Source organism: Streptosporangium sp. NPDC006013 (assembly GCF_040614275.1).
Lineage (GTDB): Bacteria > Actinomycetota > Actinomycetes > Streptosporangiales > Streptosporangiaceae > Streptosporangium.
The window spans coordinates 1-24,654 of record NZ_JBEXUE010000112.1 but is presented as its reverse complement, the minus strand read 5'-3'; the positions used below and the strand labels follow the sequence as shown (position 1 = coordinate 24,654).

20 protein-coding genes are annotated in these 24,654 nt (G+C 70.6%); 11 read left to right on the top strand and 9 right to left on the bottom strand.

All coding sequences use genetic code 11. From position 1 onward, the window contains the following. Nucleotides 1–314: 314 nt before the first annotated feature. The 3 genes from ABZ260_RS19170 to ABZ260_RS19160 form a co-directional block, all read right to left on the bottom strand. A complete protein-coding gene (locus ABZ260_RS19170; RefSeq protein ID WP_355619105.1) occupies nt 315–1,085 on the bottom strand; it encodes a TIGR00730 family Rossman fold protein in 771 nt (256 codons plus the stop codon). A gap of 258 nt (nt 1,086–1,343) precedes the next feature. Then, nucleotides 1,344–2,405: a succinyl-diaminopimelate desuccinylase gene (gene dapE / locus ABZ260_RS19165; protein WP_355619102.1), complete on the bottom strand. Its 1,062-nt coding sequence runs from the start codon at nt 2,403–2,405 to the stop codon at nt 1,344–1,346. 123 nt (nt 2,406–2,528) lie between these two features. Then, a complete protein-coding gene (locus ABZ260_RS19160) occupies nt 2,529–3,389 on the bottom strand; it encodes a 2,3,4,5-tetrahydropyridine-2,6-dicarboxylate N-succinyltransferase (RefSeq protein ID WP_355619100.1) in 861 nt (286 codons plus the stop codon). 69 nt (nt 3,390–3,458) lie between these two features. On the opposite strand from ABZ260_RS19160, the gene ABZ260_RS19155 reads away from it, so the two are divergent. Further along, complete coding sequence (locus ABZ260_RS19155; RefSeq protein WP_355619097.1) at nt 3,459–4,280, top strand: hypothetical protein; 822 nt, start codon at nt 3,459–3,461, stop codon at nt 4,278–4,280. A 48-nt stretch (nt 4,281–4,328) separates the two neighbouring features. On the opposite strand, the gene ABZ260_RS19150 is transcribed toward ABZ260_RS19155, so the two are convergent. Beyond that, nucleotides 4,329–4,940 (bottom strand): TetR/AcrR family transcriptional regulator, encoded by a 612-nt coding sequence (locus ABZ260_RS19150; RefSeq protein WP_355619094.1) that lies wholly within the window; start codon nt 4,938–4,940, stop codon nt 4,329–4,331. Nucleotides 4,941–5,019: 79 nt separating this feature from the next. Between ABZ260_RS19150 and ABZ260_RS19145 the strand changes: the two genes are divergently transcribed. After that, on the top strand, nt 5,020–6,663 hold the full coding sequence (locus tag ABZ260_RS19145) for a carboxylesterase family protein (RefSeq protein ID WP_355619091.1): 1,644 nt from the start codon (nt 5,020–5,022) through the stop codon (nt 6,661–6,663). 126 nt (nt 6,664–6,789) lie between these two features. Here the strand turns inward: ABZ260_RS19145 and ABZ260_RS19140 are convergent, their stop codons facing one another. From ABZ260_RS19140 to fdxA, 3 genes are all read right to left on the bottom strand, one after another. Beyond that, a complete protein-coding gene (locus ABZ260_RS19140; protein ID WP_355619088.1) occupies nt 6,790–7,458 on the bottom strand; it encodes a DUF4178 domain-containing protein in 669 nt (222 codons plus the stop codon). Between the two features lie 11 nt (nt 7,459–7,469). Beyond that, nucleotides 7,470–8,549 (bottom strand): succinyldiaminopimelate transaminase, encoded by a 1,080-nt coding sequence (dapC, locus tag ABZ260_RS19135; protein ID WP_355550806.1) that lies wholly within the window; start codon nt 8,547–8,549, stop codon nt 7,470–7,472. Nucleotides 8,550–8,844: 295 nt separating this feature from the next. After that, nucleotides 8,845–9,171: a ferredoxin gene (gene fdxA, locus ABZ260_RS19130; protein WP_030910647.1), complete on the bottom strand. Its 327-nt coding sequence runs from the start codon at nt 9,169–9,171 to the stop codon at nt 8,845–8,847. Between the two features lie 214 nt (nt 9,172–9,385). Between fdxA and ABZ260_RS19125 the strand changes: the two genes are divergently transcribed. The 8 genes from ABZ260_RS19125 (at nt 9,386) to ABZ260_RS19090 (ending at nt 20,408) form a co-directional block, all read left to right on the top strand. Beyond that, complete coding sequence (locus ABZ260_RS19125; protein ID WP_355619085.1) at nt 9,386–9,517, top strand: hypothetical protein; 132 nt, start codon at nt 9,386–9,388, stop codon at nt 9,515–9,517. A gap of 112 nt (nt 9,518–9,629) precedes the next feature. Beyond that, complete coding sequence (locus ABZ260_RS19120) at nt 9,630–10,691, top strand: extracellular solute-binding protein (protein WP_355619082.1); 1,062 nt, start codon at nt 9,630–9,632, stop codon at nt 10,689–10,691. A gap of 126 nt (nt 10,692–10,817) precedes the next feature. Next, the gene (locus ABZ260_RS19115) at nt 10,818–11,573 is read left to right on the top strand and encodes a methyltransferase domain-containing protein (protein WP_350921759.1); all 756 of its coding nucleotides are present in this window, start codon (nt 10,818–10,820) and stop codon (nt 11,571–11,573) included. A 111-nt stretch (nt 11,574–11,684) separates the two neighbouring features. After that, on the top strand, nt 11,685–14,006 hold the full coding sequence (locus ABZ260_RS19110) for a hypothetical protein (RefSeq protein ID WP_355619079.1): 2,322 nt from the start codon (nt 11,685–11,687) through the stop codon (nt 14,004–14,006). 3 nt (nt 14,007–14,009) lie between these two features. Continuing rightward, nucleotides 14,010–16,067: a UvrD-helicase domain-containing protein gene (locus tag ABZ260_RS19105; RefSeq protein WP_355619075.1), complete on the top strand. Its 2,058-nt coding sequence runs from the start codon at nt 14,010–14,012 to the stop codon at nt 16,065–16,067. Between the two features lie 49 nt (nt 16,068–16,116). Beyond that, nucleotides 16,117–17,964, top strand: a complete 1,848-nt coding sequence (locus ABZ260_RS19100) for a sigma factor-like helix-turn-helix DNA-binding protein (protein WP_355619072.1) — start codon at nt 16,117–16,119, stop codon at nt 17,962–17,964. 17 nt (nt 17,965–17,981) lie between these two features. After that, nucleotides 17,982–19,361: a cysteine--tRNA ligase gene (cysS, locus tag ABZ260_RS19095; protein WP_355619069.1), complete on the top strand. Its 1,380-nt coding sequence runs from the start codon at nt 17,982–17,984 to the stop codon at nt 19,359–19,361. A gap of 135 nt (nt 19,362–19,496) precedes the next feature. Then, nucleotides 19,497–20,408 carry an aldose 1-epimerase family protein gene (locus tag ABZ260_RS19090; protein WP_355619066.1) on the top strand — a complete coding sequence of 304 codons (912 nt, stop codon included), beginning with the start codon at nt 19,497–19,499 and terminating at the stop codon, nt 20,406–20,408. Between the two features lie 102 nt (nt 20,409–20,510). Here the strand turns inward: ABZ260_RS19090 and rraA are convergent, their stop codons facing one another. Next, nucleotides 20,511–20,990 (bottom strand): ribonuclease E activity regulator RraA, encoded by a 480-nt coding sequence (gene rraA, locus ABZ260_RS19085; protein WP_355619063.1) that lies wholly within the window; start codon nt 20,988–20,990, stop codon nt 20,511–20,513. 108 nt (nt 20,991–21,098) lie between these two features. Between rraA and ABZ260_RS19080 the strand changes: the two genes are divergently transcribed. Continuing rightward, a complete protein-coding gene (locus tag ABZ260_RS19080; RefSeq protein WP_355619108.1) occupies nt 21,099–23,633 on the top strand; it encodes a penicillin acylase family protein in 2,535 nt (844 codons plus the stop codon). 57 nt (nt 23,634–23,690) lie between these two features. Here the strand turns inward: ABZ260_RS19080 and ABZ260_RS19075 are convergent. Then, on the bottom strand, nt 23,691–24,654 hold a 964-nt coding region (locus tag ABZ260_RS19075; RefSeq protein WP_355619060.1), incomplete at its 5' end, for an MBL fold metallo-hydrolase.

The following is a 24,654-nucleotide window of genomic DNA, read 5'->3' as shown; positions in this document are numbered from 1 at the left end:
AGGCGCTGTTTGTCCGTTATGGAGGTGAGAGACCGCCATCGCTTCGCCGTCGTAGCGGCGGGGTGGAAGTAGGAGGCAGCCTGAGCCGGGAGTCGCCGGGGAAGGTGGGAGCAGCCTCGACTGAGCTTGCTCCGCTTTGACGGACACCATGCAGGAGACCTTGGCCCCTCCACTCACCAGGTCGTGCCCGCGCCTGGCAAGCTCCGCACCGACCTCCTCGGCCAGCACCTGGTACTTCTTGTCGATTCTCTGACTAGACGCGAGGAATACACATATGAACACGCCCCGACCTTATTGGGCATCGCCGATCAGGGTCATGGGCTTCTCCGCTCGTCCCTGACCCGCCCGCCCCTGGTGCGGTCGGCCTCCACGATGATCCGGACCGCCTCCTCCACGTCGTCGGTGACGTGGATGAGATCCGCGTCCCGGGCGGAGATCTTGCCGGTCCGCACGAGGGTGTTCCTGATCCAGCCGATCAGGTCGCCCCAGAACTCGGTGCCCATCAGCACCACGGGGAAGGAGGTGACCTTCCCCGTCTGGACCAGGGTGAGTGCCTCGAACAGCTCGTCCAGGGTGCCGAACCCGCCGGGCAGCGTGATGAAGCCGCAGGAGTACTTCACGAACATGGTCTTGCGCACGAAGAAGTAGCGGAACTCGATGCCGAGGTCGACGTACTCGTTCATGCTCTGCTCGAAGGGCAGCTCGATGCCCAGGCCGACCGAGACACCGCCGGACTCCGCCGCCCCCTTGTTGGCGGCCTCCATGCAGCCGGGGCCACCACCGGTGATCACGGCGTAGCCCGCCTTTGAGAGGCTCTTGCCCAGCTTGATCCCCATCTCGTACTCGGGGGTGCCCGCGGGGGTGCGCGCGGATCCGAACACGGTCACCGCCTGGGGCAGCTCGGCGAGCTGGCCGAAGCCCTCCACGAACTCGGCCTGGATCCGCATCACCCGCCAGGGGTCCATGTGCAGCCAGTCGGCCGGCCCTCTCCGGTCAAGAAGCCGCTGGTCGTAGGTGGAGTCGGGGACGAGGTCACCGCGGACCACCGCGGCTCCCTGGCGGCGTTCAGGACGTGTTTTCTTCATGCGGGACACCGTAGTGCCGTCCCAGAAAAATCTTGAAAAATCTCTATGAAAACATGGAACCGAATTTTGACGAGGGCGCGTCTAACTGCCGAGGGTGCTGCTCGGGACTGAAAGTGGCTTTCCCCGCCAAATGGCCGGCGAGGAAAGCCACTTTCATTTGCGCCCGGCACCGCTCCGGCCCCTCGCGGGGTAACCGCCCACGTCAGGGCGGGGCGGATCCGCCGTGAGCGGCACACCCGGCCGGATGAGTCCGGTCTTTCACGACAGCCAGCCGAGCATTCCGCGCTCGCAGTCGGCGATCTTCTTCAGTGAGACGAACTCCCCCTGCTGGTGCGCCATATTCGGGTCTCCGGGGCCGTAGTTGACGGCGGGCACGCCGAGACCGGCGAAGAGCGAGACGTCGGTCCAGCCGAGCTTGGCCCTCGGTGTGCCGCCCACCGCGTCGACGAAGGCCGCCGCCACCGGATGGGTCAGGCCGGGCCGCGCGGCGGCCGCGCCGTCGGTGAAGCGGACCTCGTACCCCTCGAACACCTCGCTCACGTGGGCCCGCGCCTCCTCCAGCGACAGGTCGGGGGCGAAGCGGTAGTTCACCGTCACCACGCACTCGTCCGGGATCACGTTGCCCGCGACGCCACCGCCGATGCCCACCGCGTTCAGGCCCTCGTGGTACTCCAGCCCGTCGACGACGGGCAGCCTCGCCTGGTAGGCGTTCAGGATCGCGAGCACCGGCTGGGCGGCGTGGATCGCGTTGACCCCGAACCAGGACCTGGCGCTGTGCGCCCGCTTGCCCCGGGTGACGATCTGGGCCCTGAGCGTGCCCTGGCAGCCGCCCTCGATCGTGCCGTCGGTGGGTTCCATGAGCACCGCGAAGTCCCCGGCGAGCCAGTCGGGGTGCCTGCGGCTGAGCCTGAGCAGGCCGTTGCGCTCGGCCTCGATCTCCTCGCAGTCGTAGAAGACGTAGGTCACGTCCCTGCTGGGCTCCGGGAGGGTCGCCGCCAGCTTCAGGGCGACCGCGACGCCGGCCTTCATGTCCGAGGTGCCGCAGCCGTGGAGCAGGTCGCCCTCGACCCGGCTGGGCAGGTTGCCGGCGACGGGGACGGTGTCCAGGTGTCCGGCGATCACCACCCGCTCACCGCGGCCCAGATGGGTACGGGCCACGATCGACTCGCCGTCGCGCTCGACCGTCAGGTGCGGGAGGAGCCGGAGGGCCTCCTCCACGGCGTCGGCCAGTGCCTTCTCGTCGCCGCTGACCGACTCGACGTCCACGATCCGGGCGGTGAGCTCCCCGACATCCTGTGTGAGATCCAGACGCGTACTCATGCCCGCGACCCTAGTGCCCGCGCGGGATCCGGACGAGCCCGCCCCCGCCGCCCCCAGCCGTGTCCGCGCGGCATCCGGTCGAGTTCGGCACGGGGGCCGGGCGACCCCTGCCGGGCGGACCGCCTACCCGTGTCCGTGCAGCATCCGGTCGAGTTCGGCCCCGCCGGGCCTGCGGCCCTCCTCCAGGCGCTCAAGCACCAGCACGCAGCGCAGCCCGAAGGTACCGCCGGGAAACTCGCGCCGCCGGGTCCCCCCTGCCACCACACACCAGTCCGGGACGCGGCCATGGCCGAGTTCCTCTCCCGTCCGCACGTCGACGACAGGGGTCGAGCCCGACAGGATCGTCCCGGCGCCGACCACGGCGCCCCGGCCCACCCGGGCCCCCTCGGCGATCACCGCACGGCGACCGATCAGCGCGCCGTCCTCGACGACCGCGGGTGCGGCCCTCGACGGTTCCCCCGCGGCGCCGGAGCCCTCCTCGCCGTCCTGGCCACCCGCCGCTCCGACGCCGACCCCGCCGGCCAGGTGGACGTTCTTGCCGATCTGGGCGCACGAACCGATCGAGACCCAGGTGTCCACGGTGCTGCCCTCGTCCAGGTGGGCGCCGATGTCGACGAACGAGGGCATCAGCACCACGCCTCGCGCCAGGTAGGCGCCCCAGCGGGCGATCGCCCCCGGCACGACGCGTACCCCGTCGACGGAGGTCTTCAGCGGAAGACGGTCATGGTGATGGAAATCACCCACCTGGGACCTGGCCATGCCGAGCACCCGGAAGGCGAGCATGACGGCCCGCCGGGCGCGCTCGTCCACGACCACCTCGCCGGTGGGGGAAACCTCCGCCACCCGGGCCTTCCCGCCATCGAGCATGTCCACCGCGCTCACCACGACGGCGCGGGCCTCGGCGTCGGCGGGGCTCAGCTCGGCCCGGCGTCGCCACAGCTCGTCGACGGCCGCGGGCAGCGGGCTGGCATCGCTCTGGGTCATGGCCCGGAGCCTAGTGTTCACAGCGTTATCACAGGCTGAGCAATCGCGGGGACCGGTAGGTTCTTGACCGTGCGAGGGCGCTTCTCAAAAGGGGTTATCGCGATCATCGCGATCGTTGTCGTGCTCGTGGTGGCCATCACCGCGGGTCTGTTCACCCTGCTCAAGCGGGCGAAACCGTTCGTCGACCTCGGCGAGGGGTGCAGGGTCACGACTCCGGAGGGCTCGCTGGACCTGGACATCGCGCAGGCCCAGGTGGCGGCGGCCATCGCGGCCGTGGCGGCCCGCAGGAAGCTGCCCGAGCGGGCCGCCGTGATCGCCTACGCCACCGCCATCCAGGAGTCGAAACTGGAGAACCTGAGGGGCGGCGACCGCGACTCGGTCGGCGTGTTCCAGCAGCGGCCCTCCCAGGGTTGGGGAAAACCCAGCCAGCTCATCGATCCCGTCTACGCCTCGGAGAAGTTCTTCGCCGCGCTGGTGAAGGTGAAGGGATACCGGAAGCTGCCGCTGCACGAGGCGGCCCAGGCGGTGCAGCGCTCGGCCGACGGGTCGGCGTACGCCCAGCACGAGGAGGACGGGAAGATCCTCGCCGCGGCGTTCACCGGACGCGTCCCCAAGGCCGTGCACTGCTGGTTCCCCGTTCCCTCGGGCAAGAGCCCGCGCCCCGGCACGGGTGCGGCGAAGAGCGAGCTCACCAGGGCGCTCGGGGCCGCGTTCGAGGCCCCGTCGCGCAGGCGCGGCTGGCTGGTGGCCGGCTGGTCGATCGCCCACGCCAAGGAGTTCGGGCTGACCAGGATCCGCTACGACGGCCAGTCGTGGGCCTCCGCGAACGGCCACGACGGCTGGAAGGCCGACCCCAAGGTGCCCGCGGGGAAGGTCGAGATCTCCCAGTGATCCGCCGACGTCTCCGGGTCACTCCCGGGACTCGCGGCGGGCGCCGGGTCAGGCCCGGCGATGGGTGGCGAGCTCGAAGACGGTGATCAGCTCGCGGGCGGCCAGGTCGAGATCGAGCTCGTCCCCGCGGGCCACCAGCTCCATCAGCAGCGCGTTGATCATCGCCTGCAACCAGAGGGCCATCAGCCTCGGCGGGAAGTCTCGCAACTCCCCCTCCTCCTGCCCCTGAGCCAGTAGCGCGGCGAGGACCCGCACGACGGGATCGCTACCGGTGAGGTCGGACGTACCGGAACCACCGGGCCGGCTCCTGGCGATCTCTACCACGGCCAGCAACTCCGCCTGGTGAACGCGCATGTAGGCGACGACCGACTCGATGTAGGCCCGCAATTTGCCGACCGCTCCGGGCTGCTCGTCCATGCGCGAGAAGACGGCCTCCCCCATGTCGGCCATGACCGAGGTCACGACCTCCTGGATCAGCTCCTCCTTGCCCGCGAAGTGGTAGGAGATCACTCCCTTGCTCACGCCCGCGCGGGTGGCGATGTGGGAGAGCGACGCCTTCGCGAACCCTTCCTCGGCGATCGTCTCGACCGCGTACCGCACCAGTCGCGCACGCTTGGCCGACTCGTCCACCCGGGTCCTGCCGTCGTTGTCCTGTCCCACGAGGACGGATCATAGCGGAGATCCCACTTCTGGCCAATCGGCCTGACCGATCGGTCAAGCCGTGCGTATAGTGACCGCCATGACCTTTCAACAGTCATCAAGACGGAGGCCGCGCCGAGCCGCGACGGTCGTCGCCGTCCTCACCACACTCCTGCTGGGACTCGCGTCACCCGCCCAGGCGGGCGGCGGGTCCGGCCTCACGTCCGGCGCCGACCCGGCTGTCGTCACCACCTCCAAGGGCAAGCTGCGCGGCGAGGTCAAGCCCGGCTACCGGGTCTTCCGCGGCATCCCCTACGCGGCGCCCCCGGTCGGCGAGCTGCGCTGGATGCCGCCGAAGCCCGCGCCCCGATGGAGCGGCGTCCGCGACGCCACCAAGCCGGGAACCATGTGCCCCCAGGACGCGGGGCCGCAGAACCCGCCGAGCCTCGACGAGAACTGTCTCTTCGCCGGCGTGACCGTGCCCGACCGGCGTTCGGCCGCCAAGAGGCTCCCCGTCATCGTGTGGATCCACGGCGGCGGCGGGACCGGCGGCTCGGGCGACTGGTACGACCCGAACCTGCTGGCCCAGCGGGGTGACGTCGTCGTCGTGACGATCAACTACCGGCTGGGCATGCTGGCGAACCTGGCGCACCCGGCCCTGCCCCAATCCGGGCACCTGAACATCGCCGACCAGCAGGAGGCCCTGCGCTGGGTGAAGCGCGACATCGCGGCCTTCGGCGGCGACCCGGGCAACGTCACCATCATGGGCGAGTCGGCCGGCGGCAGCGCGATCTGCGGCCAGCTGGCCTCGCCGTCGGCGGCCGGGCTGTTCCACCGCGCGATCATCCAGAGCGGGCTGTGCTACCTCACCGGCCGGGACAACGAGATCGCCCCCGGCGCCAAGGCGGCGCCCGCGAACCCCGATGTCACCGACTACACCGGCGGGCGGGCCGCGGCCGCCGCCCTGGGCTGCGCGGACGCGGCCACGGCGGCGGCGTGCCTCCGGGCCAGGCCCGTCGACAAGCTGCTGGCCACCCAGACCTCCCACCCCGACATGGGATACCTGGCGACCAGCCGGGTACTCCCCGTCCCGACCCGCAGGGCGCTGGAGACCGGCGCCGTCAACCGGGTGCCCGTGCTGATCGGGGCGACCGCCGAAGAGGGCACGCTGTTCGTCTACTTCGGCTACGACCTGGCCGGCAAGCCGGTCACCGCGGAGCAGTACCCGGACCTCGTCCGCTGGATCTACGGCGACGACGCCACCGAGGTTCTCAAGCGCTATCCCGTCTCGGCGTACCGGTCTCCGGGCACCGCCCTGGCCGCCGCCCAGACCGACCACGTCTGGATCTGCCCCTCGCTGACCGCGGCGGGTCACCTCGCGAGGAAGGCGCCGGTGTACAACTACGAGTTCGCCGACCCCGCGCCGCCCCTGTGGAAGGTGGTCCCGCTGGCCGGACCCACGCACGGCTCGGAACTGCAGTATCTGCGCCTGCTCGACGGCTCCTACAGCGACCCGTCGTCGTTCACCGCCGGTCAGCGGGTCCTGTCCAACCAGATGATCGACTACTGGACGAGGTTCGCCAGGAGCGGAGACCCGAACGGAGCGGGCACCCCCCGCTGGAAGCGGCTCGACCCACGCCTGAACAACGCGCAGGAACTCGCGCCGGGTAGCGGAGGAATCCGGCGGATCGACCAGGCCAAGAAGCACAACTGTGCCTTCTGGGCCGAGGCCGACCGTCCCTGAGACGCTCTGAACGGCTGAAGACCGAGGCGGCCACCCGGTAGCCCCCGTACGCCGGGGACCGTGGCCCCGGCGACTCTTCCCGAGGGGTTCCCCCGCCCGGGGGAGCCCCTGTCCCGTCCGCGGGGCTCAGCCCTTCTTCTCGATCCTGATCGTGCCGGGGGCCAGAGGCTGGGCGTGTGAGGCTCTCCAGCGCTGGCCCTGCAGGCGTTCGAAGCTGAGCAGGCGGCCGTCGGCCGCCCGGTAGTCGGCGAAGTCGAGCAGGCCCCGCTCGGGCATCGAGGTGACGCCCTCGCCGCGGAAGGCCGCGGTGCCACGGTCGATGGGGAGGAAGTCGACCCCCTCAACGCTCAGGGTGGTCTTGGCGGGGATCATGCCCTCGGTGGGCACCTGCGTCCACAGCAGCACCTCCAGGTGCGGCGGTTCGCCGGTCGCCAGGCCGTCGTGCATCTGGATCGAGAGCCACTGGTAGCGGCGGGTGCCGTCGTCGAGAAGGTACTCGGTCCACTGGGTGCCCTGCCACGACAGGTACAGGGCGCCGAGAACGCGGCTGCGCGCCCCCTGGCATTCGATCGTGTCGCCGACCTTGATCGTACGGGGGTCGGGATAGTCGATGCCGACATGGCCCATGGCCGGTTGGGGCGGCTGCGCGGCCCCAACCGAGGAGGGGGGGATCTCGCCGGGAGGCTCGGGATCGTCGGCCCCCCTGTCCTGACGCGTCGTCGCGAAGAACGCGCCGAGCAACAGGACAAGGGTGAGCACACTCAAACCGAGTATCACGGCGACCTCGGGGGTCATGCCGCGCGATCCTACTGGAGGCGGCGCACCGCCGCACTGATGCGTTCGTCACCGGCCGTCACGGCGACCCTGACGTGCCCCTCACCCGCGGTCCCGTAGAAGTCGCCGGGGGCGACCAGGATCCCCCTGTCGGCCAGCGCGCGGACCTGCTCCCAGCAACCCGTCCCGTTGGACGCCCACAGGTACAGACCCGCCGTGGAGTGCTCGATCTTCCAACCGGCCGCCTCCAGGGCGGGACGGAGCGCCGCGCGGCGGGCGGCGTAACGGGCCCGCTGCTCCTCGGCGTGCTCGTCGTCGTCCAGCGCGACGGCCATCGCCGCCTGGACCGGCGCGGGCATCATCATGCCGGCGTGCTTGCGTATCTCCAGCAGCCGCTTGATCAGCGCGGGGTCGCCGGCGACGAACCCGGCGCGGTAGCCGGCCAGGTTGGAGCGCTTGGACAGCGAGTGCACCGCCAGCAGGCCCTCGTGCGAGCCGCCGCAGACGTCCGGGTGCAGGATCGAGACCGGCTGCTCCTCCCAGCCCAGCTCGATGTAGCACTCGTCGGAGGCCACGACCGCGCCGTGCTCGCGCGCCCACGAGACGACCTTGCGCAGGTGTTCGGCGGGCAGGACCTTACCCGTCGGGTTGGACGGGGAGTTGACCCAGACCAGCGGCACCCGCTCCGGCCCGAGCGCGAGCAGCCCGTCGGCGGCGTACGGCTCGGCGCCCGCGAGGCGGGCCCCCACGTCGTAGGTGGGGTAGGCCAGCTCGGGGAAGATCACTCGTTGCCCCGCCCCGACACCGAGCAGTGTCGGCAGCCAGGCCACCAACTCCTTGGAACCGATCAGCGGCAGCACGTTCGCCTGGTCGAGGATCACTCCGTGCCTGCGCCGCAGCCATCCGGCCGCGGCCGAGCGAAGGCGCTCGGAACCGTGGGTCTGCGGGTATCCGGGGCTGTCCGAGGCGTCCGCGAGCGCCTGGCGCACGATGGCGGGCACCGGATCGACGGGGGTGCCCACCGAAAGGTCGACGATCCCGTCGGGGTGCGACGCCGCCAGTTCCTTCAGCGGCGTGAGCCGGTCCCACGGAAAGTCCGGCAGGCCGATCATCGGAGCCTCGCGGGCACGTTCGGGTTCTCTGACCGGTTAGGAGTGGCGCTCACTTGATTCAGCCGTCGTCTTTCGCTCTGTCGGATCTGCCGGTGACACGCACCGGAGGAGCGATTTCTCACCCCTCCGGCATCGGACCCCGGGCACCGTCCTTTGGATCTTTCGCCCACCGCGGCCGGTCAGACGGTACCCCGCCGCGTTGTAGCCGGTCGCCGCGGCACGCCGCGGCGACCTCCTTCGCTCCGCGAGGCGGCAGCCGACCGATCCTCGCCGCGGCAAGATCCGCCGACAGGACCTAGTGGCTCTCGGCCTGCGGGGGCAGAGCCTCGACGACCGGGTGGTCCTTCTCGATCTTGCCGACCTTGGAGGCGCCGCCGGGCGATCCCAGGTCCTCGAAGAAGTCCACGTTCGCCTTGTAGAATTCCTTCCACTGCTCGGGCAGGTCGTCCTCGTAGAAGATGGCCTCCACCGGACAGACGGGTTCGCACGCGCCACAGTCGACGCATTCGTCGGGGTGGATGTAGAGCATCCGTCCCCCCTCGTAGATGCAATCGACAGGGCACTCCTCGATGCATGCCTTGTCCAGGACGTCCACGCAAGGCTGCGCGATGACGTAGGTCACCTCGGGCTCCTTCTTCTTTACGCACCTAGGCACGACTTCGACCGCGGGTTGCTTAGCCCTAGTATTGCCGGGCCTGCCACGTGTCTGAAACGGGAGGGGGCAAAAGTCGATGGCCCTTGGTTTCGGTGCTCGTCTGAATATCACCATAACCCCCTCTGACGTGGGCAAAAGAGTCACCACGCGGAGACGGGTTCCCGGGGGATTCCGGGACGCGGTGGGCGAGTTGGAGTTCTGGCGGGACGGCGTGCTCGGCGTACGCAAACGGGACGGCACGCTGGTCGAGATCGGCGAGGAGACGCTCGCCGCGGCGAAGGTGGTCCAGGAGCCGCGACCCCCGCGCGCGTGAGGCGCCCACCGGCACGTTCGGGTAAGCCGCTCGCCAAGACACGTATAAGCCGTCCGGTAGGAAGGGCCGCGCCTGCTCGACCGGACGAATGACAGCGGAGAGTATTTTCTCCGTGACCGTACGTACCAGCGCCGCAGCCGCCGTGATCCTCACGGCCACGATCGCCGGATGTGGCGCCCCGGCTCCTCAGAACATTCAACTCCCGCCGGTCAACACCCGGGCCGCCTCCATGAAGGAGGGCTTCTCGACGATGGAACGCCTCGTCGAGGCGGCCAAGAAGGAGGGGACCCTCACGGTGATCGCGCTACCGCGCGACTGGGTGAACTACGGCGAGATCATCGACACCTTCGCCGAGGAGTACGGGATCAAGGTCGACCAGTTGGAACCCGGCGCGAACAGCGCCAGGGAGATCGCGGCCATCCCCGCGCTCAAACCCGACGTGTTCGACCTGAGCATGGACGTCGCCGTGTCCAAGTCCGACCTCTTCGCCCCGTACCGGGTCCAGGGCTGGCAGGACATCCCCGACCATCTCAAGGATCACCGGGGCACCTGGTACGCCGGGTACGGCGGCTACATGTCCATCGGCTACGACCCGAGCAAGGTCGCGGCCCCCGCCTCCTTCTCCGACCTGCTGAAGCCCGGTCACAGCGTCTCGCTGCCCGGCGACCCCCGGGAGGTCTCGGCGGCCTTCAACGGGGTGATGGCCGTCTCGCTCAGGGGCGGCGAGGCGAGGGCGGAACGGGGCGTTGAGTTCTTCCACCGCCTCAAGGGCGCGGGCAACCTCGCGGCGACCCCCAAGGCGGCCTCGGTCGTCGTCGACTGGGACTACCACAACGCCGAGCGGGCGGCCGCCGGCAAGGACTGGAAGGTCGCGATTCCCGGCGACGCCGTGCTCGGCTCGTACTACGTCCAGGCCATCAACAAGCAGGCCCCGCACCCTGCCGCCGCCCGGCTCTGGCAGGAGTTCCTGTTCTCCGACAGGGGCCAGAACCTCTTCCTGAAGGGCTATGCCCGCCCGATCAGGATGGAGGCCCTCCAGATGCGCGGCACCCTGGACGACGAACTCGCGGCCAAGCTCCCCGCCACCAGCGGGAAGCCCGTGATCCTCACCGTCTCGGAGATCGACAGGGCCAGGGCCTACCTCCAGCGCGAGTGGGCCAGAAAGGTGAGATGAGGATGGGGCTGATGAGACTGATATGTCGTGACTTCCCAGAGGCTCTAAAGTGTCTGGAGAGTACCGATAAGAGACCCTGGCGTCTCAGAATGTGAGCTGATCGTCTTGCGATACGACGCGCCCAGCTTGACGAGGTGGAACGCTCGCGCCTACGACAGCAGCTTCGGGTACGTTTCAGCACATGGCGCCCCCCTGGTCGAACTACTCGACCCGCAGCCGGGCGAGCGCATCGTGGATCTCGGTTGCGGCACGGGGACGCTGACCGCCGAGATCACCTCCCGGGGCGCGCACGTCCTGGGGATCGACGGATCGCAGGCGATGATCGAAAAAGCCCTGGCACAGTACCCGGGGCTGGACTTCATAGTCGGCGACGGCCGCGACTTCACGGTGGCCCAGCCCTACGACGCGGTCTTCTCCAACGCGGCCCTGCACTGGATGGGCCAGGAGCCGGACGCGGTGATCACCAGTGTCCGCGAGGCCCTCGCACCCGGCGGACGGTTCGTGGCCGAGATGGGCGGCGCGGGCAACTGCGCCGCGCTGACGGCGGCGCTGTCCACCGCCTGGCGGGAGTACGGGCTCCGTGAGCCCGGCCTGCCGTGGTACTTCCCCACCCCCGCCGAATACGCCACAAGGCTGGAGAAGGGCGGCTTCACGGTCCGCCTGCTGGAATACTTCGATCGGCCGACCCCGCTCGACGAGTGCCCCAACGGGGCGGCCGACTGGGTGCGAATGTTCGCCGGTTCGCTGCTCCAGGAAGTGCCGATGGAGATGGTCGACTCGCTGCTCCACCGGGTGAACGAGCTGGCCGCCCCCGCCCTGCGGCGGGAGACCGGCTGGATGGCCGACTACGTGCGACTGCGGTTCGCGGCTGTACGCCGCTGAACCGACCCAATGCGCCGTGGCGATTTGCCAGACTATGGTCTGTTCCATGAGTCTCGTTCCCCGGCCACATGGAGTGTCTCGGGCGGCTTAAGGGGCTGGTGAAGGGAACGGATGAACTTCTGTCTGAGTGACCTCGTGCCGCCGCTACGCTGGAGCGACGCGGCCACGATCCCACTTCTGCGCGACCAGCCTGACCTGCCGGACGCCTGGTGGCGGAGCCTGCCGATGGCCCGCGTGCTCGCCGTGCTGCCTCCTGAGCGGCTGGCGGAGATCCTCACCGCGCTCGCCCTGAACCACTGGCCTGCCGCTACCGTGGGCGACGTGCTGCCCGCACTGCACGTCCTGGACCCGGACGAGGCCGACGAGCCCTGTACGGCCATAGCCCTCGACCGCGCGGGATCCTGGCCGGGTCTCCTCGCGCTGACCGGCCACGACCTGCGCGACCAGCCGTTCATCCAGCCGGTCCCGCTACTGCACGCCCTCTTCACGGCGGTCTTCGCACGCCTGGTGACCCCGCTCCCGGTGGCCTCGGTTCCGGTGGCCTCGGTTCCGGTGGCCTCGGTTCCAGTGGCCTCGGTTCCAGTGGCCTCGGTTCCGGTGGCTTCGGTCCAGGCGCCCGCCGCGCGGAGCGAGCCGGCCCCGGGCGAGTCCGATGCCATACCGAATGAGTCTGGAGCCGTCCCCGCGCCGGAGGTCGGGCCGGAGACCGCGCCGGGTGTCGTGGCGGAGTCCCCCGCAGAACCCGCCGCCGAACCCGCTTCAGGGCCCGCTTCAGGGCCTGCTTCAGGGCCTGCTTCAGGGCCCGCTTCAGGGCCCGCTTCAGGGCCCGCTTCAGGGCCCGCTTCAGGGCCCACTGCCGAGAGCACGGCCGAGAGCGTGGAGAGCGCCGGGGACGCCGTGCCGGAAGCCCTGCCGGTGCCCGAGGCACGTCGTGCGGCTGAGGCTGAGCCCGCCGCCGTCCCTGGATCGCTCTTCCAGCCGGCCCCGGCGAGGAACGATCCGCCCGTGACCGACGCGGAGGCTCAGGCCGCCGCGCCCGGCGCCGCGTTCGAAGAAGTCCGGGAGTCCCCCGCCGAGAGCGTGCCCGAGGCCGAGGCGGCTGCCGCCGCTCCGGTTGAGGAGGTCGCCGAAACCGGCGACGACCCCATCGAAGACCTCATCGACGACCCCATCGACGACTCCGTACCCGCCGCCGCCCCGGAGGCGGCGGGCGCTCCCGAGCCGGAGGAGGCCGCGCGAAGCCGTCGGGCCGGGCAGCCTGTGGAAAGCCTGCACGCGCTGGTGGACGGTGTCTTCGCCAACGTGGAGGACAAGCGCTGGGCGGTGGCGCAGAACAGGCTGTTCAGCGACACCCCGGCGAGCGCGGAGGCGCTGGCCAAGCTCTTCGCGGTGCGGCCGGAGGTCATCTTCGGCATCGAGGTCGACCTGCGCCGGGAGCTCGGGGAGTGGATCGCCTCCGACGAGGCCGCCCCGTACCGGGAGCACCTGGAGGAGATGAGAAGGGTGCTCGGCAGGGCGGCGCCCAAGGAGCGGCTGATCGACGCCGCCGACTGGCACCCCCTGGAGCTGCACTCTCTCGACATCCCGGCCTGGCAGTTCGTGCTGGCCACGCTCCCCGGTTACCACCTGGTCGACGAGTGGCTGGTGGAGGGCGACATCGCCGAGCTCCGCCATCGCACCCGCGACATGCTCAGCGACGCCCAGCCGCCGCTGACCATCAACAAGGCCCTCGACATGGTCTCCTCGCTGGGCATCCACCCCGAGGTGTCCAAGGAGTGGCTGGAGAACGTTCCGCAGCTCCGCATCCTCGGCGCGGGCGAACGACCTCCCCAGCGCCCGAACGGCGCCCCTGCCCTGATCGCGGAGAAGCCGCCCGGCGCGCCGCAGGAGAACGGGGAACCGGCGAAGGCCCCCTTCCGCCCGCTGAAGGACGTCTCGCTGACCAGGCGCTGCTTCCGCCAGCCCGACGGCCGCTGGTGGCTCCGGATCGACGTCACCTCCGACCACCTGCGAGGCGCCGAGTGCTCGCTGCCCAGCGGGTTCGCCGCCTACCTCGGGATGTCACCCGGTGAGGGCCGCACGGTCAGCAGCGCGGTCGGCGATCTGGTCCTCAGCTGGCACGACAGGCCCGTGCTCGAGTCGCTCAGAACGCTCCTGGAGGACGTGGGGGCCAAGGAGGGCAGCCACCTGTTCCTCACCCTCTCCGACGAGGGAGTCCTGCGGGCCAGGCACCTACCGGCCGCCGGGGGCGAGGGGGAGGCGACAGCCCAGGCGCTGAGACTCGTCGGCTACACCGCCTCGGGCGGCACCCCGGAACAGGCCGGGCGGGTCATCGCCACCCGGGTCGGCATGACGGGCCCCGTGGGCATACCCGACCTTCTCACCCGGCTACGAGAACGCGGGGACCGCGATCTCCTGTCACTGTTGGCCTAGCTCATGCCCCGCCTCGCCATCTCCCCGGACTTCCCCGTCGAACTCGGCGCCCTGGCCCAGCCGGTGCGCCGGGACGTCGTGGTCTCGGCGCGCAGGTTCCTGCAGAACGTGGCGGGTGCTCCGCACCCCGAGCGGGTCAGGGGGGCCAGGGACCCCCGGGTCGCCACCCTGAGGCTGGCCGACCGGTACCGGGGCGTCGTGGTCAAGCAGCGGGACGTCTACTGGCTGCTGACCGTGCTGCCGGACGCGGAGGCGTGGGCGTACGCCCAGCGCTACCGGTTCGGCGTCAACACCGCGCTGGGCGTGGTCGAGATGTGGGACGCCGAGGCGCTGGACCAGGTACGGCCCGCGGTGCGCAGGGCGGCCGAGGCGTCCACGGCGCGGCTGTTCTCCGAGATCTGCGACAGCGACCTGGCCGAACTGGGGGTGGACGGCCGGTTCCTGCCGCTGGTCAGGCAGATCACCGACCAGCTCACCCTGGAGGCGCTCGAACCGCTGCTGCCCCCCACGCAGTACGAGCCGCTGGCGGCGCTCGCCAGGGGCGAGTCGATGGCCGGGGCCTGGCGGGAGCTGGAGAACTGCCGCGCCGTCGCCGCGGGACCCGAGCCGATCAACCCCGAGGACTTCGGCGCCGCGCTTCTGCGCAGCCCGGACCGGGCCGTCTTCACAGACCACCCGCGCGAGCTGAACCGCGTGCTCGACACGCCCGGCTGGTGCGTGTTCCTGCGTCCGCCGCAGCACCGGCTGGCGTACTGGGAGTCCTACCAGCAGCCGACGCTGATCACCGGTGGCGCGGGCACCGGAAAGACGCTCGTCGCCCTGCACAGGGCGGCCCACCTGGCCAGGCGCGCGAGCGGCCAGATCCTGCTCGTCACCTTCTCCCAGGGACTGAGCGCCGAACTCGCGACCAGGCTCGACCTGCTGGTCGAGGACGAGACGATCCGCAAGCGGATCGAGGTCGGCAACGTGGACCGGCTGGCCCACCGCATCGTCGCGGAGGCCGAGGGCCGTCCGCCCTCGCTGGTCGGCGCCGCCGAGCTGACGGCGCTCTGGGAGGAGACGGCGACCGGCCACAGCCCGGCGTTCCTGCTGCGCGAGTGGGAGCAGGTGGTGCTGGCGCAGAACCTCCGGACCCTGGAGGAGTACCTGGACACCCCCCGCTCGGGCCGCGGCGTCGAGTTGTCGGCCGAGGAGCGCGGCGCCGTCTGGGACGCGATCGGGCACGTCACCGGACGGCTGCGAGAGCGCGGCAAGCGGACCCTGCTGCAGCTGGCCTCCGAGGCGTCGGTGCTGCTCGGCCAGACCACGGGAGACCTGCTGGAGGAGACGGAGCCCATGCGGGAGCCGTACCGGCACATCGTGGTGGACGAGGCGCAGGACCTGCACCCCGCGCAGTGGCGGCTGCTGCGGGCGGCGGTGCCGCACGCCCGCGACGACCTGTTCATCGTGGGCGACCCGCACCAGCGCATCTTCGACACGAGGGTGACACTCAGCGCCGTCGGGATCGACGCGATCCAGCAGCGTCTGCAGGTGTCGTACCGGCTCCCACAGGAGATCCTGTCCTGGGGGGTCCGGTTACGCGGAGGCGGTCCCGCCGACGGGCTCGTCAACGGTGTGCAGGAGCTCTACGGCTTCCGGAGCACCCGGCACGGGCTCAGGCCGATGGTCCGAGCCTACGATTCACCGCAGGATGAGCTGACGGGGCTGGTGGCACAGGTGGGAGAGTGGGTGGATGAGGGCGTGATGCCCGAGGAGATGGCGGTGGCCGCCAGGACCGCCGGCCTCGTGCGTGACGCGCGGACCGCTCTGCGCGAGCTGGGGGTGCGAGTGACGACGCTGCACGGCATGAAGGGACTCGAGTTCCGGCGGGTCGCGGTGATCGGCGTGGGCGAGGGAATCGTGCCCGACCCCGACTCGCTGACCCCCGTCGGCGAGGATCCGGCGGCCAGGGCCCACGATCTTCAGCGGGAGCGCGGCCTGCTCTATGTCGCCTGCACCCGGGCACGAGAACTCCTTTACGTATCCCATTCCGGACGGGCAAGTCCCTTCCTTCCCAACTGACCACATAGTCTGAATTGCGGATGTAATCCCCTTTGCCGGTTGGACCTCAATGAACCTCAGCCTGAGCGACATCGCGCCACCTTTGCGCTGGACCTCTCCCGGCCAGGTAGCGCCGATCGCAACCGATCCACGCCTCCCAGAGGCGTGGTGGCAGGCGCTTCCGCTCGACAGGGCCTGCTCCACCATCGGGACGTCCGAGGTCGCCGGACGCCTGACCGACCTCGCCCTGGCGTGCTGGGGTCACCTGATGCTCGGTGACGTCCTCCCGCTGCTCAGGTTCGCCGACCCCGCCTCGAGCGTACGCACGCCCGAAGGGCTCGGCCGCGAGACGGTGCACAAGCTGTTCACCGGGGTGCTGGAGCGGCTGCTCGAACCGGTCACCGAGGAGAGCGTCGCCCGGACCCGTCCGGCAAGGCCCGACCGGCCGCTGCCCGAGCTGATCGACGAGGTCTTCGCCACGCTGGACGAGCGGCAGCGGGCCATCGCCAGGGACCGGCTCTACGCCTCCCAGCGGGCCACCCTCGACGACCTGGCCCAGCGCTTCTCCGTCACCAGGGAGCGCATCCGGCAGATCGAGCGTGATCTGCGCGACCATGTCGAGGCCTGGCTCGCCAAGGATGACGCGGCCCCGCTGACCGGCCACGTGTCCTGGCTGCGGGGCCGGCTGGGCTCCGCCGTGCCCGCCGACGACCTGGCCGCGGCGGTGCCCTGGCACCGCACCGACCTGGCCACGCTGGGCATCCCCTCCTGGCGGTTCGTGAGGACGCTGCTGAGCGGCTACGAGCAGGTGGACGGCTGGCTGGTCGCGGGCGGTGCGGACGAGCTCAGGGAGAAGACCAGGCAGCTGTTCACGGACGGGCCGCGCCCGCTGGACGAGGCGGTCACGCTGGTCAGCCAGCTCGGCATCCGCGAGGACGTGGCCGAGCGCTGGCTCATCGCGGTGCCCCAGCTGCGGGTGCTGGAGAACCACGTGGTGCCCTGGCCGCGCAGCGTCAACGACAAGGCCGAGGCCGTGCTCGCGGTGGCGGGCAACCCGCTGACGCCCGAGGAGATCCAGGAACGCATCGGCGAGGACTACAGCCTCGTCGGCATCCGCAACCAGCTCACCGCCGACGACCGGTTCCTGCGGGTCGACCGGAACAAGTACGGGCTGTCGCGCTGGGGTGGCGAGCAGTATCTGGGCATCCGGGAAATGATCGTCAGGGAGATCGAACGCGCCAACGGCGAGGCGTCCGTCAACACGATCGTCACCAACCTCACCGGGCGCTACGACGTGAGCGAGAGTTCGGTCCGCGCGTACGCCGGCGGCCCCGGCTTCGAGCGCACGCAGCGCGGGTGGATCCGGGTGGCCGGAGCCGAGCAGGCCGACTACCAGCCACGCCGCGACGTCTCGGAGACCCGGCGCTGCTTCCGCAGCCGCGACGGGCGCTGGTGGCACCGGGTGGACGTCAACGCCGAGCACCTGCGCGGCTCCGGCTCCCCGCTGCCGACCGGCTTCGCCGCGCACCTCGGCATGGCCCCCGGCGGCCAGCTGACCGCCTCCACCCCCTCGGGCGACGTGGTGATCAGCTGGCACAACCAGCCGACCATGGGCTCCATCCGCCCCGTCCTGATCGCCACCAACGCCTCCGAGGGGGACCACGTCTTCCTGACCGTCTCCGACGGCGGCGAGTTGCTGACCCGCTACCTGCCCGCCGCCGCACCGGCGCTGCCCGCCCTGAACCGGGCGCTGCATCTGATCGGCTACACGGCGCCGGTGGCCTCGGAGGCCGAGGGCATCCGGCTGATCGGCGCCCGCATCGGCCTCTCGGACGGCTGCACCCGCGAGGAGGTGATCGCCCGCCTGCGCGACCGGGGAGACCGCGAGATCCTCGCCTTCCTGGAAAATGGTGGGTGATTGCGTAGGCTCGGCGTATGTTGCGCCTGTATGACACGCGGAATCGCCAGGTCGAGCGGATCGTGCCCGAGGGGAGCCGCTCGCTGCGGATGTACACCTGCGGACCGACCGTCTACAGGTCGGCCCACGTGGGCAATCTCCGGTCATACCTGCTGTCCGACCTGATCAGGCGGGTCAGCGAGCGGCAGCGGGTCCGGGTGGTGGTCTGCCGCAACATCACGGACGTCGGTCACCTGGTCGACGACGCCGAGGTCGACCCCTCCGGCGAGGACAAGGTGCTCGCCCAGGCGAGGGCCGAGGGGCGCAGCGCCCTGGAGATCTCGCGGTTCTACGAGAACGCCTTCCTCGCCGACACGGCCGCGCTGAACATCCGGCCGCCCGAGCACTCGCCCCGGGCCAGCGAGACGATCGACCTGATGATCGAGATGATCGCCAAGCTGATCGAGAAGGGGCACGCGTACGCGGTGCCCGACGGGTCGGTCTTCTTCGACGCGGCCTCCTTCCCGACGTACGGTGAGCTCTCCGGCAACCGGCTCGACCGGCTGAGGCCGGGCCACCGGGTCGAGGGCGTCGATCCGCGCAAGCGCTTCCACGCCGACTGGGCGCTGTGGAAGCCCTCGGACCGGGAGCTGACCTGGGAGACACCGTGGGGCCGGGGCTTCCCCGGCTGGCACATCGAGTGCTCGGCCATGTCGCTGCGCTTTCTCGGCGAGCGCATCGACGTGCACACCGGCGGGATCGACCTGCGTTTCCCGCACCACGAGGACGAGCGCGCCCAGTCCGACGCCACCGCCGGACACGAGGTGGTGCGGCACTGGGTCCACGGCGAGCACCTGCTCTTCGACGGGCGCAAGATGTCGAAGTCCACCGGCAACGTGGTGCTGCTCAAGGACGTGGCGGACGCGGGCCTGGACCCGCTGGCCGTGCGGCTGGCGCTGCTTGAGCACCGCCACCGCCAGCAGATGAACCTCACCTGGGACACCCTGCGGGCCGCCGACAGGACCCTGCGGCGCTGGCGGAGCCAGGTGGCCGAGTGGTCGGAGTCGCCGAGCGGCCCGATGCCCGCCGATCTGGTCTCCCGGATCGAGGCGGCCTTCGACGACGACCTCGACACCCCGCTGGCGCTCCGGCTCCTGCGCGAGCTGGAGCGCGACGGCTCGGTCGCCCCCGGCTCCCGCTTCGAGGCGTTCCTGCACCTCGACCAGATCCTCGCCCTGGACCTCTCCCTCGACATCGGCAGGTCGAGGAGCCTGCCCGGGGGTGCCGCGGAGCTTATCGAGCAACGCGCCCGAGCCCGCGACGCCCAGGACTGGGCCACCTCCGACCGCCTCCGCGACGAGTTGGCCACCCTCGGCGTGAAGGTCGTCGACACCCCGGACGGCCAGACCTGGTCCTGACATCCCCCCTGACCGGCCCTCGGCGCGGTCCGTGTCAGAAACCCGGTCCCTGACACGGCCACGGAGCGGCCCGCGCCGGGAACCGCCCCTGACACGACCCACCACAGACCTGTCTCATAGGTGTTGAATTACCAGGTGACAAACATCGCGCCCACCGGGACTCAGTACACCATCGCGGCCGACGGTTTCCAGGCGGTCATCACCGAGGTCGGGGCCGGCCTGCGGAGCCTCACCCTGGACGGCCGGCCGCTCGTCATCGACTTCCCCGAGGACCTGTCCCCGATCGGCGGCGCGGGGCTGCCGCTGCTCCCCTGGCCGAACAGGATCGAGGACGGCCGCTACACGTTCGACGGCGAGGAGCGGCGGCTCGCGCTGAGCGAGCCGCAGACCGGCAACGCGATCCACGGCTTCTCCCGGTCGTTCCCCTGGCGTGTCCTCTCCCACGACGACGCCTCGATCCGGCTGGGGCTGCGGCTCTTCCCCCAGCTCGGCTATCCGCACATCCTGGATCTGTCCATCCGGTACGCGCTGGGCGCGTCCGGCCTGGAGGTCGAGGTGGCCGCGGAGAACATCGGCACCACCGACGCGCCGTACGGCTTCGGGGCCCATCCCTACCTGACCCTCGGCACCCTCGACGACGCGCTTCTGGAACTTCCCGCGAGCCAGTGGCTCGCGGTGGACGACCGGAAGATCCCCACCGACCGCCAGGACGTCAAGGAGACCGAGTACGACTTCAGGACCGCCCGCCCGATCGGCCGGACGATGCTCGACACCGCGTTCACCGACCTGGCGCGCGGTGCCGACGGGCTGGTACGGGTGCGGCTGAGCGACGCGGACGGGACCCGCGGGGTCCAGCTGTGGGCGGGTGAGGGGATCGAGTGGCTCCAGCTCTACACCGGTGACACCCTCCCCGAGGAGCACCGCCGCCAGGGGCTGGCGGTGGAGCCGATGAGCTGCCCGCCGAACGCCTTCCGCAGCGGTGAGGACGTCATCCGGCTCGCTCCCGGAGACCGCGCCGTCCACCACTGGGGAATCGGCCCGATCTGACCTGCCGCCAGGACCGGGACCGCCTCCTCCCCCGGTCGCTCCCGGTCCCGGCCGCGGGGCGGCACTCCGGGCCGGGACTCCTCAGCGACCGGGAACGGCACGTCAGGAGAGCTCCACGGGGCTGACGAGGATGCCGTCCTCGTCGCTGTAGAGCCAGGCGCCGGGGGTGAAGACGACCTCGCCGAAGGTGACGGGGACGTCGAGCTCGCCGGTGCCCTCCTTGGCGCTCTTGGCCGGGTTCGATCCGAGGGCCTTGATACCCAGGTCCAGGCCGGCGAGGGCGGCGGTGTCGCGGACGGCGCCGTTGATGACCACGCCTGACCAGCCGGAGGAGACCGCCGAGGCGGCGATGAGGTCGCCCATCAGCGCGGTGCGCAGTGAGCCCGCACCGTCCACCACCAGCACGCGGCCCGCACCGGGGGTGGCCAGGACCCGCTTGACGAGGGCGTTGTCCTCCAGACAGCGGACCGTCGCGATCGGGCCCGCGAATCGGGCGCGCAGGCCGTAGGAGCGGAACTGGGTCAGGCAGCTCGCGACCGCGGCGCCGTGGGCGTCGACCAGATCGGCCGTGGAAGGTGTCATACCCGCATCTTCGCTAATGATCACAATGCCGGGACCTCTGGGGTGGTGCCACACTTGCTGGAGCATGTCGCCTAGGAGGTTTTTGTGAGGTTTCGCCCGTACGCCTGGATGCCCCGTCCGTTCAAGTGGCTGGCACGCGTACTTTCCGTCCTCGTGGTGCTCGGTCTGCTGTTCGCCGGGGCCGGCGTGTGGAGTGTACGGGCGTCCTTCCCTCAACTCGAAGGCGAGCTCAAGGTACGTGGCCTCACCGGGAAAGTCACCGTATATCGCGACAAAACGGGTATCCCGCATATCTATGCGGACTCCCCCGACGACCTGTTCCTCGCCCAGGGCTACGTGCACGCGCAGGACCGCTTCTTCGAGATGGACTTCCGCCGCCACGTGACCGCCGGCCGGCTGTCGGAGATGTTCGGCTCGGCGACGCTGACCGAGGACAAGGTCATCCGGACCATGGGCTGGCGAAAGGTGGCGGAGAAGGAACTGCCCCTGCTCGGCGAGCAGACCCGGCGCTACCTGGACGCCTACGCCGGCGGGGTGAACGCCTGGATGGAGCAGAACAACGGCTTCGCCGCCCGGAGCCTGGAGTACGTGCTGCTGCGGGCGACCAGCCCCGGCTACAGCCCCGAGCCGTGGACCCCGGTCGACTCGCTGGCCTGGCTCAAGGCCATGGCCTGGGACCTGCGCTCCAACCTGGCCGACGAGATCGGCCGGGCCCTCGCGGCGAGCAAGCTGCCCCGCGGGCGGGTGGAGCAGCTCTGGCCCTCCTACCCGTACGACACCCACCAGCCGATCGTCACCCGGGGCTCGGTCGGCGAACGCGGGTTCGACCAGGACGAGGAGCCGAAGAAGAGCGTCACGGAGCCGCCGGGGACACCGGCCACCGGGGCGCTGATCCGGGCGGCGGCGGCCATCCGCGCGGTGCCGAGCCTGATGGGCGACCCGGCGGGCGGCAGCGGCATCGGCTCGAACTCGTGGGTGGTCGGCGGCAAGCACACCAAGTCGGGCAAACCCCTGCTCTCCAACGACCCCCACCTGTCCGCGAGCATGCCCTCGGTCTGGTACCAGACCGGACTGCACTGCCGCGCCAAGGGTCCCGAGTGCCCGTTCGACCTCACCGGGTTCAGCTTCTCCGGCGTGCCCGGCGTGATCATCGGCCACAACGACAGGATCTCCTGGGGCTTCACCAACCTCGGCCCGGACGTAGCCGACCTCTACCTGGAACGGATCAAGGATGATTCGTACCTGTTCATGGGCGACTGGAAGCCGCTGACCACCAGGACTGAGACGATCAAGGTGGCCGGAGGCGCCGACGTACAGCTCAAGGTGCGCGACACCATGCACGGGCCGATCATCTCCGACGTCCTGCAGAGCACGAAGGACACGCTGCCCGGCATGGACGCGGTCTTCGAGGAGAAGGCCGACGCGGTCGCGCTCAAGTGGACGGCCCTGGAGCCGGGCAGGACCGCTGACGCGATCTTCGAGCTGAACACCGCGCAGGACTGGCAGCAGTTCCGGGCGGCGGCGAGCAAGTTCGAGGTGCCCGCACAGAACCTGATCTACGCCGACACCGCGGGCAACATCGGGTACCAGGCCCCCGGGCGGATCCCGGTGCGGAGCCGCGGCGACGGCACCTGGCCGGTGCCGGGCTGGACCGGCGAGTACGCCTGGCAGTCGACGATCCCCTTCAACGAGCTGCCCAGCGTCTACAACCCGCCGGAGGGCTACATCGTGACCGCCAACAACGCGGTCATCGACCCCACCCGCTACCCGTACAACCTCACCAAGGACTGGGCGTACGGATACCGCTCCCAGCGCATCCTGGACCGCCTCCGCGACGCGGTGAAGGACGGCAAGGTGGACGTGGCGGCGATGAGCGCGCTGCAACAGGACACCGACAACGGCTTCGCCGACCTCCTGGTGTCCAAGCTGATGGACGTCAAGATCGCCGGGCCCGCCGAGGACGCTCGCGAGCTGCTGCGGAAGTGGGACCGCTCGCAGGGTGAGGACTCGGCCCCCGCGATGTACTTCAACGCCGTCTGGCGGCACCTGCTCATCGAGACCTTCAACGACGACCTGCCCGAGGGAGCCTGGCCCGGCGGCGGCGACCGCTGGTTCGAGGTCGTCCGGGTCATGCTCGACAAGCCGAACGACGCGTTCTGGGACGACAGCGGCACCCCGCGTACCGAGACCCGGGACGACATGCTGCGACGGGCGATGGCCCTGGCCTACGACGAGCTGAACGCCCGGCTCGGCCCGGACGTCAAGGACTGGCGCTGGGGAGACCTGCACTCGCTGAAGCTCGTCCACCAGACCTTCGGAACCTCGGGGATCGGCCCGATCGAGTGGCTGTTCAACCGGGGCCCGTTCCCGGTGGCCGGCAGCGACGACGCGGTCAACGCCGCCGGCTGGGACGTCCAGTCCGACTACACGGTGGGCTCGCTGCCGTCCATGCGAATGGTGGTCGACCTGGGGAACCTGGACGAATCCCAGTGGATCAACCTGACCGGTGCCTCCGGCCACGCGTTCCACGACAACTACTGGGACCAGGCGCCGCTCTGGGCGAGCGGGAAGACCGTCCCCATGCTCGCCCGCGAGGAGTCCGTCAAGAAGGCGGCCACCAACGTCCTGACACTCAGCCCCTGATGATCCGAGGCGGGCGCCGGGAGGCGCCCGCCCACCGGGACGCCGAGTCGCAGGTCGTCAGGTGGTCAGCACGCGGGACTCGCCGATGGCGAGGTCCCACAGGTCGGCGCGGTCCCGCCCCGCCTCCGCCCAGGCCGCCCTGGCCTCCTCCACCGGCGCGAGGAGCGACTCTCCTGACAGTACGAACGTGCCCCAGTGCATGGTCGCCATCCGGCGCGCCCCGACGTCCTGGCAGGCCCGTACGGCCTGCGCGGGGTCGACGTGCACGGCCTTCATGAACCAGCGGGGCTCGAACGCGCCCACCGGCATCAGGGCCAGGTCGATGCCGCCCGGATAGCGTGCCCCGATCTGGGCGAAGCGCTCGCCGTAACCGGTGTCCCCGGCGAAGTAGATCGTCTGGTCGTCGGAGGCGATCACCCAGCCGCCCCAGAGGGTCCTGCAGGTGTCCCAGACCGTGCGGCGGCTCCAGTGGTGGGCGGGTACGAAGTCGAAGCGGACACCGTCCACCCAGGCGCTCTCCCACCAGTCGAGCTCGATGACGTGGCGGAACCCGCGTCTGGTGAACCAGGACCTGAGCCCGGCCGGGACGAGGACCGGCGTGCTCCGCGGCAGCCGCCGCACGGTCGGCGCGTCCAGGTGGTCGTAGTGGTTGTGGCTGATCACCACGGCGTCGATCCGGGGCAGGTCCGCCCACGCGACGCCGGGCGGGGTCAGGCGGGGCCGGGTGCCGGGGATCTTCCTGGCCCAGACCGGGTCGGTGAGGATGGTCAGCCCGCCGATCTGCACCACGTACGTCGCGTGACCCACCCAGGTGAGGACCGCGTCGGTCCCCGTCTGGCGGGGAAGCCCGTCCCGGTGGACCGGGATGCGGTCCGCGTCCCCGACCCCTGGGCGGAGCCTGCCGTGCCACATGATCGCCAGCAGCTCCTGGAAGGTCGGGACCGGCGAGGTCAGCCGGTCCCTGAAGCCGCCCGGCCACGACCGCCGGGGCGCGGGTGCCGGGCGGCCCGGCGGACGCGCC